This is a genomic window from Chitinasiproducens palmae, assembly GCF_900095735.1.
GTDB classification, from domain to species: domain Bacteria; phylum Pseudomonadota; class Gammaproteobacteria; order Burkholderiales; family Burkholderiaceae; genus Chitinasiproducens; species Chitinasiproducens palmae.
The window spans coordinates 18,429-33,602 of record NZ_FNLO01000015.1; the positions used below are offsets into that span (position 1 = coordinate 18,429).

The following is a 15,174-nucleotide window of genomic DNA, read 5'->3' on the forward strand; positions in this document are numbered from 1 at the left end:
CTAGGGCTTGGAAGTGTCGGACGGCGCGTTGGACGGGGCTTCAGGCGGCGTTTCATGCGGCGTGCCGGGCAACGTTTCATGCGGCGTGTCGGGCAACGTCTCATGCGGCGCGGCGGGCAGCGCATCGGACAGCGCTTCCGGCGGCGCGCCGTGCGATGTGACGGTCGGAACGGCGGCGGCCTGCGCCGGCCACTGCCGCCGCGCGTTGGCGGCTGCCGCGAAACGGCGATGCAGGCCGGCGCCGTCGTCCGAGGCGATGGCCTTGCGCAGCGAGGTCAACCTCGCCAGCAGACCGTCGATGTCGCGCAGCAATGGCTGACGGTTCGCGAGGCAGATGTCTCGCCAGACGGCCGGATCGGACGCTGCGATGCGGGTGAAGTCGCGGAATCCGCTGCCGGCCAGCGCAAGGGTGGCGGCCGCGTCGTCGCGATGCAGCACCTGTTCGAGATAGGCGAAGGCGAGCACGTGCGGCAGGTGACTGACGGCCGAGAAGACGGCGTCGTGCTGCACGGCGGACATCGCCAGCGTCCTGGCGCCGACTGCGCGCCAGATCGCCGCCACTTGCTGCGCCGCGTCGGCATCCGCCGCGTCCGCGCAGAGAATCGTGGTCTTGCCAGCAAAGAGATCGGCGCGCGCGGCGGCCGGACCGTTCGCTTCGCTGCCGGCAATCGGATGCGCCGGCACGAAGCGGCGCCACCTTGGTCCCGCCAGATCACACGCCGCGGCCACGATGTCGTGCTTCACGCTGCCCACATCGGTGATCACCGCGTCCGGTCGGAGCGTCGAGGCGGCGCGTGCGAGCAGCGTTGCGCTCTGCGCGACGGGCGCCGCCAGCACGACGACATCGGCGGCCGCCAGGGCCGCGTCAAGCGCCTCCTCGTCGCCGTCGGCTATCAACGCGTCGACCACGCCACGCGCCAGGGCCTCGTCGCCGGCGGCGGGATCGACGCCCGTCACGGTCAGCGCGGGGACGGCGCGGCGCAGCGCAAGCGCCAGAGACCCGCCGATCAGGCCGGTACCGAAGAGCACGATGCGCTGGAACGGAAGGTCGCTCACGTCGATGATTGGCTCAGTCGTTCAGATGGAAAGGCAAGTCTTGCGAGGCCGGCGGTGAATCCTGCCGCAGCCCTGCCCGGCATCGCGCGCCCGGCTCCGAAACGACGGCCGCCGTCGCGCGCTCTGGCCGCCGGTCGTTGCGCGAATGACGGCCTGCTCGAACCGTTCGCGGCGAGGCCGGAAGGCATCGGGCATCGGGCATCGGGCATCGGGCATCGGGCATCGGGCATCGGGCATCGGGCATCGGGCATGCATGCGACCGCGGCTGGCGGTCGACGCGGCGTCCGTCCAAGCCATGGATGGGCGCGCTCGTACCGATCCCCAGATGCAACGGCCGAGCGACCCGGCACCATCGCCAGCGCGCCGGCCACGCTCGTCACTGCGCGCGTGGATAGGACCCCAGCAGCTTGAAGAACAACACGTCGCGACGCAGATCGGCCAGCGCCGCGGCCACTTCCTGGTCGTTCGCGTGGCCCGCGACATCGACGTAGAAGTAGTACTCCCACTCGCCGCTGCGTGCCGGACGCGATTCGAAGCGGTTCATCGACACGCCGTGGCGCGCCAGCGGCGCGAGCATCCGATGCACCGCGCCGGCTTCGTGCCGGACCGACAGGATCAGCGAGGTCTGGTCGCGCCCGGTGGACAACGGCGGCGTGCCGCCGAGCACGTAGAAGCGGGTGCGATTGTGCGGATCGTCCTGGATCATCCGCGCCGCGGCGTGCAGCTGATAACGCTGCAACGCGCGCTCACCGGCAATCGCCGCGGTGCCCGCCTCGATGGCGGCGCGACGCGCGCCCTCCGCATTGCTCGAGACGGGCACTCGCTCGGCGTTGGGCAGATGCTGGCTCAGCCAGTGCTGACACTGCGCCAACGCCTGCGGATGCGCACATACCCGCGCCACCGATGCAAGTTCGGCGCCCGCGTCGCGGCACAGCAGGTGATGGTGAATCGGCAGCGAGACCTCGCCGGTGATCGGTCGGGTGGTGCGCAGCAACAGGTCGAGCGTGCGCGAGACCACACCCTCGGTGGAGTTTTCGACCGGCACGACCGCGAAGTCGACGGCGCCGCTCTCGACCGCGCGAAACACTTCGTCGATCGACGGTGCCGCGACCCGGTCGGTCGCGTCGCCGAAATAAGCGAGCGCGGCCTGCTCGCTGAACGTGCCCTCCGGCCCGAGGTAAGCCACCGCTTGCGGCGCCTCGATCGCGCGGCTGGCCGACATGATCTGGCGCCAGATCGCCTCGACGTGCTCGTTGGCCAGCGGGCCCTGTCCGAGACGTTGCAGGCGCTCGATGACCTGCCGTTCGCGTTCCGGCCGGAACACCGGCGCATCGAAGTGCTTCTTCACCTCGCCGACCTCGAGCGCGACGCGCGCCCGTTGGTTCAGCAGGTCGATCAGGGCGGCATCGATCTCGTCGATGCGCGCGCGCAGCGGCGCGAGGCGCCGGTCCAACTCGTTGTCCATCTTGAAACGAAGCTCGGTGGCGTGAGAGATGACGCGAGGGCGGGCGCGGGCCTCAGCCCGCCTGCCGTTCGAAGTCGCGCAGGTAGGCGGCGACCGCTTGCACGCCTTCGAGCGGCATCGCGTTATAGATCGATGCCCGCATGCCACCGACACTCTTGTGTCCCTTCAACTGCAACAGGCCACGCTCCTTGGCGCCCTTGAGGAACGCCTCGTTCAGCGTCTCGTCATGCAGACGGAACGGCACGTTCATCAGCGAGCGGGCAGCCGGATCGACGTCGTTGACATAGAAATCGCTGGCGTCGATGGCGCCGTACAGCAGTCCGGCCTTTTCGCGGTTGCGCGCTTCGATGGCCGGCAACCCGCCCTGACGCTTTAGCCACTGGAACACCAGCCCCGCGATGTAGATCGCATAGGTGGGGGGCGTGTTGTACATCGAATTGTTCAACGCGACCAGGTTCCAGTCGAAGGCGCTCGGGCAGATGCCGAGCGTGCGGCCGAGCAAATCCTCGCGTACGACGACAAACGTCAGCCCTGCAATGCCGGCATTCTTCTGTGCGCCGCCGTACATCACACCGTATTTCGCGACGTCCATCGGACGCGACAGAAAATGGGAGGACACGTCCGCGACCAGCGGCACATCGCCCAGGCTCGGCGTTTCGAACATCTCGACGCCGTTGACCGTCTCGTTCGTGCAGACGTGCACATAGGCCGGATCGTCCGAAAGGCGCCACTGCTCGACCGGCGGCACGCGACGGAAACCCTCGTCGGCGGTCGAGACGGCCACATGCGGCGTGCAGTACTTCTTCGCTTCCTTGAACGATTTTTCCGACCACGAACCGGTGATCACATAGTCCGCGCTCTGGCGCGCGCCCAGCAGATTCAGCGGAATCAGCGCGTTCTCGGCGATCGCGCCGCCCTGCGTGAACAGGATGCGGTGACTGGCAGGGATCTCCAGCAACGCGCGCAGATCGTCCAGCGCGGTTTGGTGGATCTCCATGTACTCCTTGCCCCGGTGGCTCATCTCCATCACGCTCATGCCCGAGCCCCGCCAGTCGAGCATTTCGCTCGCTGCCTGTTCGAGCACTTCGACCGGCAAGGTGGCCGGGCCAGCGGAAAAATTGAAGGGGCGCATGGATTGGATCGCTTCGTTAACGTGCGGAAGGGACGGGAGAGACAAAAACGGCTTGGGCCGACAGAACCGGAATCGTCGGACCGCACACCGGAGCGGCGCCGCGTCTTTCAGTCGGCAAACCGGACGACGGCGCCGTCGATGACCGCGCAAGACATGCACGCAAGACATGCACGCGGCCTCGGCGTTGCCACGGCCTCGGCCGTCGGCCCGCGCCATACAGTACCAACTGCGCGTACCAACTGCGTGCACCGACTCAGACAAGTGCGACAGCGATCACGACTACGCTGGCAGCGCCAACGTGCATCGTGCCGACGCGGATGCTGGCCGCTTGCGCCGGGCTGTTGCGCGGCTTGCCGGCATGCGCCGCCGTCCGCAAAATGCAATGGCCGCTTGCTGTTCGGCAAGCGGCCATCAGTGCGGTCCGCAACCGCAGCGGACCACAGGGTCAGACTGGCGCGATTACTTGCGCGACTTGCCGCTCGCGGCCGGTGCGGACGAGCCGCCCTTGCCAGCAGCCGCCACTTCACGGTCTGCCTGCTGACGCGTGGCCTGGATCGATTGCGGCATGTACTTCTGCATCACGCCGTTGACCACGTCGCGGCCAACCTGATCCTGCACTTCGATGAACTTGCGACCGGCCGGGCTCTTGTAGAACGTCGTCAGGTCCTTGATTTCCTGCGTCGAGTAGTAGCGGGCATAGGCCTGCTTCTGCGCTTCGACCGCGTCGTTGCGGAACTGAGCGGTCGTGAAGACCTGCCCCGCCGAATCGACGAGCTTCGGAATCGCGTTCTTCTGCAGCGTCGGCACGGCCGCCTGCTTCTGCGCGTCCGTCATCGACTTGTTCTCGGTCAGCGCGTCCGACAGGACGGCCGGCACCAACTGCTTGGCCTGCATCTGCGCGCTCTGGCCGATCGCACCGGCGAGCTTGCTGGCATCGATGGCCGAAAGCAGATCGTTGATGGCCGCAGCCTTGTCGGCATCGATCTGCACCGGCGCCGGCGCGCTCTGGGGTGCGTTCTGGTCCTGGAGCGACTGCGCCATGGCGAAGGTCGGCACGAGGGAAGCGAGCAACACCAGTTGTTTGAAACGTTTTTGCATCATTGCTCCGTCAGAATATTCAAGCGGCCCCTAGGCACTGCCCGATCTTATCAAATCCGTTCGAATCGGCCGCGTCGGCGACCGTCATTCGTCCTCGGCAGCCGGCGGTTCCTCGGCCGGTACGTCGGCATCGCTCGCCTGGGCATCGTCCAGGCCGGCGTCGTCGGCGATACCGTCGACCACTTCGGCGTCCGTCTCGGCAATTTGCTGCAAACCGGACAGGCGACTGCCGTCGTCTAGACTGATCAGTGTAACACCTTGCGTCGCCCGGCCCATCTCGCGGATTTCGGAGACGCGGGTGCGGATCAGCACGCCGGCGGTCGTGATCAGCATGATCTCGCGTTCCGGGTGGGCAAGCGTCGCGGCCACGACGCGGCCGTTGCGCTCGCTGGTCTGGATCGCGATCATGCCTTTCGTGCCGCGCCCGTGGCGCGTGTACTCGGTGATCGGCGTGCGCTTGCCGAAACCGTTCTCGGTGGCGGTAAGCACCGATTGCTGGTCGTCCTCGGCGACGAGCATCGCGATCAGCGACTGCCCCTCGTCCAGCTGCATGCCGCGCACGCCGCGCGCCTCGCGTCCCATCGGCCGCACGTCGTTCTCATCGAAGCGCACTGCCTTGCCAGCGTCCGAGAACAACATCACGTCGTGCTTGCCATCGGTAATGGCGGCGCCGATCAGGTAGTCGCCGTCGTCCAGGCCGACCGCGATGATGCCCTTGCGCAGGGGCCGGCTGAACGCTTCGAGCGGCGTCTTCTTCACCGTGCCGAACGAAGTCGCCATGAACACGTAGCGATCCGAGGCGAAGGTCTTGACCGGCAGCACGACATTGATCTTCTCGCCTTCCTGCAGCGGGAACATATTGACGATCGGCCGGCCACGCGCGTTGCGCGAACCCTGCGGCACTTCGTAGACCTTGACCCAATACACTCGTCCGCGGTTCGAGAAGCACAGGATGTAGTCGTGGGTATTGGCCACGAACAGCGTCTCGATCCAGTCGTCCTCCTTCATCGAGATCGCCTGCTTGCCGCGACCACCGCGCTTCTGCGCGCGATACTCGGACAGCGGCTGCGACTTGATATAGCCGGCGTGCGACATGGTCACGACCATTTCCTGCGGTGTGATCAGGTCTTCGGTGTTCAGTTCGAACGCACTGTGCTCGATGTACGAACGGCGCGCGTCGCCAAACTCCGACTTGAGCTTCTCGAGCTCGCCGTCGATGATCGCCGTGATGCGTTCCGGACGCGCGAGGATGTCGAGCAGGTCGGCGATTTCCGCCATGATGTCGCGATATTCGCCGACGATCTTGTCCTGTTCGAGCCCGGTCAGGCGCTGCAGTCGCATCTGCAGGATTTCCTGCGCCTGCGTGTCGGACAGTCGATACAGGCCGTCGTCGCCCATCCCATAGATCGGCAGCAGGCCGTCCGGCCGGTATGCGCTGCGGCCGCCCGGGGCATCGGCCTCGGCGCGCGCCAGCATGTCGCGCACCAGCGCGGCATCCCAGGCGCGGGTCATCAACTCCTGCTTGGCCACCGGCGGCGTCGGCGCCGCGCGGATGATCTGGATGAAGTCGTCGATGTTGGCGAGCGCGACCGCCAGGCCTTCCAGCACATGGCCGCGCTCGCGCGCCTTGCGCAACTGATAGATGGTGCGGCGCGTGACCACTTCGCGCCGATGCGACAGGAAATGCGACAGCACTTCCCGCAGGTTCAGCAGCTTCGGCTGGCCGTCGACCAGCGCGACCATATTGATCCCAAACGTATCCTGCAACTGCGTCTGCTTGAACAGATTGTTGAGGATGACCTCGGGCACTTCGCCGCGCTTCAGCTCGATCACCACCCGCATGCCGCTCTTGTCGGACTCGTCGCGGATGTCGGAGATGCCCTCGATGCGCTTCTCGTGCACCAGTTCGGCAATGCGCTCGAGCAGCGAGCGCTTGTTGACCTGATACGGCAGCTCGTCGACGATGATCGCCTCGCGCTGTCCGCGATCGATCTCCTCGAAGTGGGTCCGCGCGCGCATCACCACCCGGCCGCGGCCGGTGCGGTAGCCGTCATGCACGCCGGTGATGCCGTAGATGATGCCGGCCGTCGGGAAATCGGGCGCCGGGATGAACTCGATCAGGTCGTCGACGCTGGCTTCGGGATGCGCGAGCAGGTGCCGGCACGCATCGGTCACCTCGTTCAGATTGTGCGGCGGGATGTTGGTCGCCATGCCGACCGCGATACCGGACGAGCCATTGACGATCAGGTTCGGCAGGCGCGCCGGCAGGACGGCCGGCTCGCTCTCGCTGCCGTCGTAGTTCGGGACGTAGTCGACCGTTTCCTGGTCGAGGTCGGCCAGCAGTTCGTGGCCGATCTTCGACATGCGGATTTCGGTGTACCGCATCGCGGCGGCGCTGTCGCCGTCGACCGAACCGAAATTGCCCTGGCCGTCGATCAACAGGTAACGCAGGGAAAAGTCCTGCGCCATCCGGACGATCGTGTCGTACACGGACTGGTCGCCGTGCGGGTGATATTTACCGATGACGTCGCCAACGATACGCGCGGACTTCTTGTATGCGCGATTCCAGTCGTTGTTCAGTTCGTGCATCGAGTACAGCACCCGACGATGCACCGGCTTGAGGCCGTCGCGTACGTCCGGCAGCGCCCGACCGACGATCACGCTCATTGCGTAATCAAGGTAGGACCGGCGCATCTCGTCTTCGAGCGAGATGGGCAGCGTTTCTTTCGCGAATTGATCCATAGAACCCGACTATCCCTTGCCCCTATCCAATAGCTTTGGATCGAAGTCGTATCTTGTAATTTTAGCATGGGGGCCGTGCTCGGCCCCGTTTTTGCTCATGGGGACTCGGCCGCGACGGCTTGTCGCGACTGGACTGGAGTCGGACTGGCTTACCCTCAGGGGGATGTTGTTGACGTACCACAGGCAGCGACGAACGAGGCTTGCCGGGCACTGGATTTTTATCGAAAGGTCCCGCCCCGTATGGCAGAATGCGTCGCAGAGTCAGGCTTCCCTCGAAGTGCGAGCGGGCTGTTGCAGCCGCCGGTAATGATATACTCCGAGCAGTCCAAGACTTGAACTCGTGATCAGGCACGCAGTATCACTGCTGCATTCTCAATTCGAGAGGAGAAACAATGAATAACTTCAAAAAGCTTGCGTTCATTGCGGTCGCCGCAGTTACAACTGCGTCCGCTTTTGCGCAATCTGTCCCCGCGTCGCGCCAGGCGACCAACGACAACTGGGTCAACGGCACGGGCGAATACGTCTGGATGAACGGCACGAATGAACTGTGCTGGCGCGATGCCTTCTGGACCCCGGCAACCGCCAACGCCAAGTGCGACGGCGCGCTGGTCGTTCAAGCCCCGACGCCGCCGGCCCCGCCGCCTGTTGCCGCGCCGGTCATCTCGAGCCAGAAGGTCACGTATCAAGCCGACGCACTGTTCGACTTCGACAAGGCCGTGCTGAAGCCGGCTGGCCGCTCGGCTCTGGACGAACTGGCTGCCCGCATCCGCAACATCAACCTCGAAGTCGTCGTCGCCACGGGCCACACCGACCGTATCGGTTCGGACCGCTACAACGATCGTCTGTCGCTGCGCCGTGCGCAAGCCGTGAAGGCCTACCTGGTCAGCCGCGGCATCGAAGCCAACCGCATCTACACGGAAGGCAAGGGCAAGCGTCAGCCGGTCACGGGCAACAAGTGCCAGCAACGCAACCGCAAGGCGCTCATCGCCTGCCTGGCTCCGGACCGTCGCGTGGAAGTGGAAGTCGTCGGTACGCAACAAACGCAAACGCAACAGCCGCAACAGTAAGCATCTGCGTTTTGCCGAAAAGCCCTGCCTTGGCAGGGCTTTTTTTATGGCCAGCACCAATTGACGGGCGATGCGGCGTTGCGAAGTTCGGGAACGCCACAGACAGGCCGCGCCTTCGTCGCCGGCCCAACCGGCCCGGACCGCCCAGCACGGATTTCGATCGCTGCGAACGGTTCCACCGGTTCCACCTTTACCGCCTGCGAATGGCAGATCTACACGCGCACCTCAACGCGGACCTCAACGCGCACCTACAAGCGCGCCTACACGCGCACCTACACGCGCACCTACACGCGGACGTGCAAACGGACCGGCAAGTGGAGCGGCACGCCATCGCATCCGCCAGGGCGGGACAGCCGCCCCGCGTCCAATTGCCCTGTCCCCACGCCGCATGCGTGTGGGCATTTCCCGTCGGCCGTTCAGGCAACTGAAACGTATGCGACCGTCGGCGGCGGGCCCGGCGCGTGATTTGCCTTTACCATTGCGTTTACCGTCAACGCAGCGCATTCATGGATGCTTCGCGCACGACTGCCGCCACCCCGAGGCGGGGCGCTGCCGGGATCGGCCCGGCAGAAGTTGCAGCGAGCGCCCTGTCCTACAAGTCATTACGGACCCGAGATGAACGTCGATCCTCAGGAAGTGAAGAAATTCAGCGATCTTGCCAGCCGATGGTGGGATACGCAGGCGGAATTCCGCCCACTGCACGAGATCAACCCGCTGCGCCTGGACTGGATCGACCGTCTGGCCAGCCTGCCGGGCATGCGCGTGATCGATATCGGCTGCGGAGGTGGCATTCTCAGTGAGTCGATGGCGCTGCGCGGCGCACGCGTCAAGGGCATCGACCTCTCGGAAGACGCGCTAGGCGTCGCGGACCTGCACAGTCTTGAAACCGGCGTGACCGTCGAGTACGAAGCGGTCGCCGCGGAGACGATTGCCGCGCGGGAACCCGGCACCTACGACGTCGTCACCTGCATGGAAATGCTCGAGCATGTGCCTCGTCCCGCGGAGATCGTCGAAGCGGCCGCGCAGTTGGTGCGGCCGGGCGGCTGGGTCTTCTTCTCGACCCTGAACCGCAATCCGAAGGCATACCTGCTTGCCGTCATCGGCGCCGAATACATTGCACGCATGCTGCCCAAGGGCACGCATGACTACGAGCGCTTCATCCGCCCGGCCGAATTGGCCGCGCATGCCCGCGCTGCCGGGCTGTTGCCGCGGGCTTACAAGGGCCTGGTGTACAAGCCGCTCAGCAGGACATTCGCGCTGGCCGACGACCTCGATGTGAACTATATGTTCGCTTGTCAGCGTCCGCTCGACAGTACCGTCTCCCCTGACGGCACGCCGTTGTTGCTGCCCGCGCCGACCGGAGCCAGCGATGACCGACACTGATCCGTTCGGCACGCCCGACAACGCACCGGCCGCCATCCCGGATACAGACGATCTGGATCCGGTGGCAACGCCATCCCCGCAGCGCGAGATCGAGGATGCGCTTGGCACCGCCCGCGCAGTGCTGTTCGATCTCGACGGCACGCTTGCCGACACTGCGCCGGATCTGGCGGCGGCGGTGAATCGGATGCTGGTCGGCCGTGGTCTGCCGCTCGTTCCTTACGAGACCTTGCGGCCGGTCGCGTCGGCAGGCGCGCGCGGGCTGCTCGGAGCCGGTTTCGGTATCACGCCGGAGCACCCGGACTATCCCGCCCTGCGCGAGGAATTTCTGGCCAATTACGCCAGCGATCTGTGCGTCGAGACGATCCTGTTCCCCGGCATCGATGCCCTGCTCGCCGAACTCGAATCGCGTGGCGTGCGCTGGGGCATCGTCACCAACAAGGTCGAGTCGCTTGCGCGGCCGCTGGTTGAACAGCTTGGGCTCGGCACCCGGGCTGCCTGCATTGTCGGCGGCGATACCACGCCGTTTTCCAAACCGCACCCTGCGCCGCTGCTACACGCCGCGCAATTGCTGCAATTGCCGCCCGCGCAATGCCTCTACGTCGGCGACGATCTGCGCGACATCCAGGCGGGGCGCGCGGCAGGGATGCTGACCATAGCCGCCGGCTTTGGCTATTGCGGCGAGACCGCGCCAGCGTCGTGGGGCGCAGACGCCCTCGTGGAGACCACCGACGAGTTGATCGCCCTGCTCCGGGAACTAACCTAGCACAGCATTGCGTGCAGCGCGATTATGGTAAAATTGCACCATGGTCGTATCAAGACCGCCATGTGGGTACGCTCCGGACGGGGGTTCGATTCCCCCCGGCTCCACCAGATGGACATCGCTGCTGACGAGGTCAATTTCTCGTTGCCTGGTGTCCATCCCCTGGGGCCGACCTGGTTTCGACGGGGTGAGGAAACGGACGCGGACGACTCGGAAGGTGACGCACGTTATGCGCACAATCTCAGAAATGCCAACGATGAGCGTTTCTTGCAAGCGGCCTAATAACCGCTTACGGAGTCTTCCCGACTTGGCAACAGAATAGGGATGGCGGCCCCTTCGGGGGCCGTTTCTTTTTTGTACGTCCCATCGGGGCTTGTCGGCCGGCCAAACCATCGGCACATCGGTGCCAGCTAACGCCGGGACCCTTCTTACAACCGACTCGAATTGCCATTGCCGCAGAACGGCGCGACAGCGCTTCGCGGCGCGACGCGGAGATGCGGCTCGATTTGCGGCCGACTCGGCCGCGCCGCTTGCCGCTTGCCGCTTGCCGCTTGCCGCTTGCCGCTTGCCGCTTGCCGCTTGCCGCTTGCCGCTTGCCGCTTGCCGCTTGCCGCTTGCCGCGTCTGACAAGACCCGATGCGCGACGTGCGTCACTGACTGATCGTCTGACTGCCTGGCTCGGGCGGTTCCGGTTACCGATATTTCCCGACCGCGGACTTCCGGCAAGTCGGACGCGTACTCGGACGGGTACAACAGCGGCAGGCACGCGCGAGCCTGCGAGGGCAATGCCCCGGTCGCGCGATCTCGCTACCGGCCCCGCATCAGCCACATATGCCGGCCATATAGGTCGGCGATACATGCGGCCTTACCTGTAGCGATGCATGTCGGCCATGCGCGCCGGCCATGCACAGCGGCCATGCACAATGAGGTGGCTCGGCCGGGCACGATCCGCCGCTACTCCAAGCCAAGGTTCTGGCAAAGAATGGTGCCCGCCAATGCGGCCAGCGCGCCGCCCATCAGCTTGCCTTGCAGCTGGGCCGCGACGCCGTCGGCGAGATCGGCACCGCTCGCAGCCGCGTCGAACAAGGCCTCGAGCTGGGGTGCGCAATACGCGATCAGTGCGATCGCGAACGTGCCCCACACGAACAACGCGCGCCGCGGCAGGCCGCCAAGCATCAGCAGCAACACGACGCGCAGCGCCATGAAGATCAGGAAGGTCTTGAAGCCAACGCTTTCGACCAGATGCAACGACAGCGGCTCATAGGGGTTCATCGGTCCTGCCTTCGGCACGCTGACCCGCGACAGGCCTCATGGCCCTGCCGCACCCGTCGCGTGCTCTCTCAATGTCGGTGTTGCTGGCGCGCCGCTTCGCTCCGGAACAGAACGATGGTCGCCACCAGCCCGCAAACGGCCGCCAGCGACATCCAGATGCCGGGCGCCGCCTTGTTGCCGGTGACGTGGATCAGATAAGTCGAAATGGCCGGCGTGAAACCGCCGAAGATGGCCGTCGCCAAACTATAAGCAAGCGAGAAGCCTACTGTTCTCACCTCGACCGGCATCACCTCGGTGAGCGCGACCACCATCGCGCCGTTGTAGCTGGCGTAGATGAACGACAGCCACAGTTCCACGATCAGCAAGCGGCCGAACGACGGCTGCGCGACCAGCCAGGACACCGCGGGATAGACCGTGACGATCGCCAGCAGCGAGAAGCCGAGCAGCAGCGGGCGACGGCCGATGCGGTCCGACAGCGCCCCCATCACCGGCAGCCAGAACAGGTTCGAAATGCCGACACAGGTCGTGACGATCAGCACCGACAGGCTCGACAACGCCAGCTCCTGCCTGCCGAAGGTCGGCGTGTACGCGGTGATCAGATAGAACGACACGGTGGTCATCACCACCAGCATCATGCCAGCCAGCACCAAGGCCCAGTTACTACCGATCGACCGAAAGATCTGCGGGATAGTCGGACGCGTCCGACGCGCCAGGAAGGCATCCGTCTCCTTCAACGAGCGGCGCACGATGAACAGGAACGGCACGATCAGGCAGCCGACCAGGAACGGCACACGCCAACCCCAGTCCGCCATCGCATCCACCGGCAGCCACAGATTCAGCACGACACCCAGCAATGCCGCAAAGATGACCGCGACCTGCTGGCTGCCGGACTGCCACGAACAATAGAAGCCGCGTTTCCCTGGCGGCGACATTTCGGCAAGGTATACCGAGACGCCGCCCAGTTCGACCCCAGCTGAAAAGCCCTGCAACAGACGCCCGAGCAACACCAGAGCCGGCGCCAGTGCACCGATCGTGCCGTAGCTTGGCGTGGCCGCCACTACCAGCGTGCCGATCGCCATCAACAGCAGCGTCAGGATCAGTCCCTTGCGACGTCCGTGATGATCGATGTAAGCGCCGAGGAAAATCGCGCCCAGCGGCCGCATCAGGAAGCCCGCGCCGAATACCGACAACGACAGCATCAGGGATGCGAAATCGCTGCCGGTCGGAAAGTAGGTCTTGGCTATCGCATGTGCGTAATAGCCATAGACCATGAAGTCGTACATTTCGAGGAAGTTGCCGCTGACGACACGGAAGACCGTTTTCGCCCTGGATTCCTGCAAAGCCACCGTTGCCATGTGTTCCTCGATCGTCGTTGCGCCGGTGCGCGATCTGCCGCGCTCGGCGCTTGCATCTCGACCCAGTGTACTGCGGCGCCGGGTCGGCTGCTTGTCGCTTACTGGCGGCATGACGACGAGAACTTTCCGCTTCTTCTTCGAAAGTAGATTGAAAGGTGTTGCGCGCCGACTGCGCGGCATCCAGCCCGTGCCATTGCCGGAGCTTATGCTCCGAACAAGCAATACCAAGCGCGAGGCGCATGCCACGTCGCGACCTCCTGAACCGATGCCGAACACTGGCAGATTGGCAGCCTGCCGCGCAGCCTCGTAAAGCGCGCTGGCCACCAAGCCAGCGAGAGCCGTCCGACAGTGAAGCGGCGCCGACACCGCCGGCCGGGCCGGGCGCATGCCGGTCGATGAGCCGCAGCCGCCTGCTCGGCACGTACTCGATACGCGTCTGCCTGATCCGGTCTGGGTCCGGTGCTAGAAGCGGGTCTCGCGCGCCGCGCGCAGGAAGTGATCGAGGAGCGGCGTGCAGTCGAGCAACTCTTCACCGCCGGCCCGATGGAACTCGGGATGCCATTGCACGCCCACCACGAACGGCGCCTTCCGATACCGAATCGCCTCGACGATGCCATCGTCGCTCGAGCGCGCTTCGACGCTCACGTCCGGGCCAAACGTGCGCACGGCCTGGTGATGAATCGAGTTGACCATCGCCCGTTCCACGCCGCCGAACATGCCCGCGAGCGACGAGCCGGTCGGGAAAGTGATTGCATGGCGATGCCGGTCGTAGCTGTCGGCGACGTGCGGCTGCGCCTCGGGCACATCGCTGACGATGTCCTGGTAGAGCGTCCCGCCGAACGCCACATTGATCAACTGGCAGCCCCGGCACACGCCTAACACCGGTTTGCCGGCCTCGACGAACGCATGCAGCAGTTCCAGCTCGTACATGTCGCGCACGCGATCGCCGGGCCATTCCGGGCGCGTCGTCTGCAGCGAATACGACTGGGGCGAGACGTCGGCACCGCCCTGCAGGACCAGTGCGTCAAGATGACTTGCATAGTCGCGCAAGCGGATGTTGCTGTAATGCAGCATCCCCTGTTGAGCCACGGTCGGGATCATGAACACGATCACATCACGCGACATGATCCAGTGCGCGATCGACTCTTCCAGATATTGAAGCGTCTTGCCGCGCAGGCCAACGCCATCCGGCTCCGGGTGGAAGATCCGCGCCGAGACGCCGATGTGCAGCGTCCGCTGGGTGATGCGCTGCCCTGCCCGGTGGAACAACGCACGCGTGCGTGCCTTGAAGATCCGTCCGAGGATGGACCACGGGGTATCGCTGCGATGCAGGTAGGCCGGCTGCGACGGCCCGGACGGATCGAAGTCGCCGGCGCCATCACCATATGGCGCCGGTCCGGACGGCGCCCCGCCGCTTGCCGCAGCCCCGCTTGCCGCAGCCCCGCTTGCCGCAGCCCCGCTTGCCGCAGCCCCGCTTGCGGCAGACGCGCCCACCTCCGCGTCCCGCGGCAGCGCCGACGCTTCGGCTGGCAGGCCATCCGAACTGCCGCCTACCGTGCGGACACCGGCGGGGGCAGGAACAGAGGCATTGGCCGGAACGGCGGAAATCGACACTGCGGACACTGCGGGCGTGGCGGGCGTGGCGGGCGTGGCGGGCGTGGGGGAAGCGGATGTAACGCCCCCCCCGGCTGGCGCAACCAGAGCGACAACGGCGTCGCCAGCCGGCATCGACTGCAGCGTATCGTCGAGGTCCTCGCGCGCCGCCGCAGCCGCGGGATCGACGGCGGGACCTGGCGGCACGGCGGTGATGGACGACGGGCGGTCGACCGCGGTGAGGGACGGCG

The 15,174-nt window shown here is 65.6% G+C and carries 10 protein-coding genes, 1 other RNA gene and 1 pseudogene; 4 read left to right on the plus strand and 8 right to left on the minus strand.

Translation table 11 applies throughout. The features are described from left to right. From BLU54_RS20490 to gyrA, 5 genes are all read right to left on the minus strand, one after another. On the minus strand, window positions 1-1,056 hold the full coding sequence (locus tag BLU54_RS20490; protein ID WP_235838058.1) for a prephenate dehydrogenase/arogenate dehydrogenase family protein: 1,056 nt from the start codon (window positions 1,054-1,056) through the stop codon (window positions 1-3). Window positions 1,057-1,432: 376 nt separating this feature from the next. Further along, on the minus strand, window positions 1,433-2,521 hold the full coding sequence (gene pheA / locus BLU54_RS20500; protein ID WP_091912523.1) for a prephenate dehydratase: 1,089 nt from the start codon (window positions 2,519-2,521) through the stop codon (window positions 1,433-1,435). Window positions 2,522-2,573: 52 nt separating this feature from the next. Beyond that, window positions 2,574-3,653, minus strand: coding sequence for a 3-phosphoserine/phosphohydroxythreonine transaminase (gene serC, locus BLU54_RS20505; protein ID WP_091912525.1), 1,080 nt, complete (start codon window positions 3,651-3,653; stop codon window positions 2,574-2,576). Between the two features lie 459 nt (window positions 3,654-4,112). Then, a complete protein-coding gene (locus BLU54_RS20510; protein ID WP_091912719.1) occupies window positions 4,113-4,751 on the minus strand; it encodes a DUF2059 domain-containing protein in 639 nt (212 codons plus the stop codon). A gap of 84 nt (window positions 4,752-4,835) precedes the next feature. After that, a complete protein-coding gene (gene gyrA, locus BLU54_RS20515; protein ID WP_091912527.1) occupies window positions 4,836-7,493 on the minus strand; it encodes a DNA gyrase subunit A in 2,658 nt (885 codons plus the stop codon). A 392-nt stretch (window positions 7,494-7,885) separates the two neighbouring features. Here gyrA and ompA point away from each other — a divergent pair, with 392 nt between their 5' ends. The 4 genes and pseudogenes from ompA (at window position 7,886) to ssrA (ending at window position 11,054) form a co-directional block, all read left to right on the plus strand. Next, window positions 7,886-8,560, plus strand: a complete 675-nt coding sequence (ompA, locus tag BLU54_RS20520) for an outer membrane protein OmpA (RefSeq protein ID WP_091912529.1) — start codon at window positions 7,886-7,888, stop codon at window positions 8,558-8,560. A 615-nt stretch (window positions 8,561-9,175) separates the two neighbouring features. Then, window positions 9,176-9,862: pseudogene (gene ubiG / locus BLU54_RS20525) on the plus strand (bifunctional 2-polyprenyl-6-hydroxyphenol methylase/3-demethylubiquinol 3-O-methyltransferase UbiG); the annotation flags it as partial. Between the two features lie 142 nt (window positions 9,863-10,004). Then, window positions 10,005-10,706: a phosphoglycolate phosphatase gene (gene gph, locus BLU54_RS20530; RefSeq protein WP_235838066.1), complete on the plus strand. Its 702-nt coding sequence runs from the start codon at window positions 10,005-10,007 to the stop codon at window positions 10,704-10,706. Further along, window positions 10,700-11,054, plus strand: a transfer-messenger RNA (tmRNA) gene (gene ssrA, locus BLU54_RS20535). The genes gph and ssrA overlap by 7 nt, the downstream gene beginning before the upstream one ends. Window positions 11,055-11,657: 603 nt before the next feature. On the opposite strand, the gene BLU54_RS20540 is transcribed toward ssrA, so the two are convergent. From BLU54_RS20540 to BLU54_RS20550, 3 genes are all read right to left on the minus strand, one after another. Beyond that, entirely contained in the window at window positions 11,658-11,975 is a 318-nt protein-coding gene (locus BLU54_RS20540; protein ID WP_091912533.1) for a hypothetical protein, read from the minus strand. Window positions 11,976-12,043: 68 nt separating this feature from the next. After that, window positions 12,044-13,330 (minus strand): MFS transporter, encoded by a 1,287-nt coding sequence (gene tcuC, locus BLU54_RS20545; RefSeq protein ID WP_091912721.1) that lies wholly within the window; start codon window positions 13,328-13,330, stop codon window positions 12,044-12,046. Window positions 13,331-13,792: 462 nt separating this feature from the next. Further along, window positions 13,793-15,058, minus strand: a complete 1,266-nt coding sequence (locus tag BLU54_RS20550) for a gamma-glutamyl-gamma-aminobutyrate hydrolase family protein (RefSeq protein WP_407919447.1) — start codon at window positions 15,056-15,058, stop codon at window positions 13,793-13,795. Window positions 15,059-15,174 lie beyond the last annotated feature (116 nt).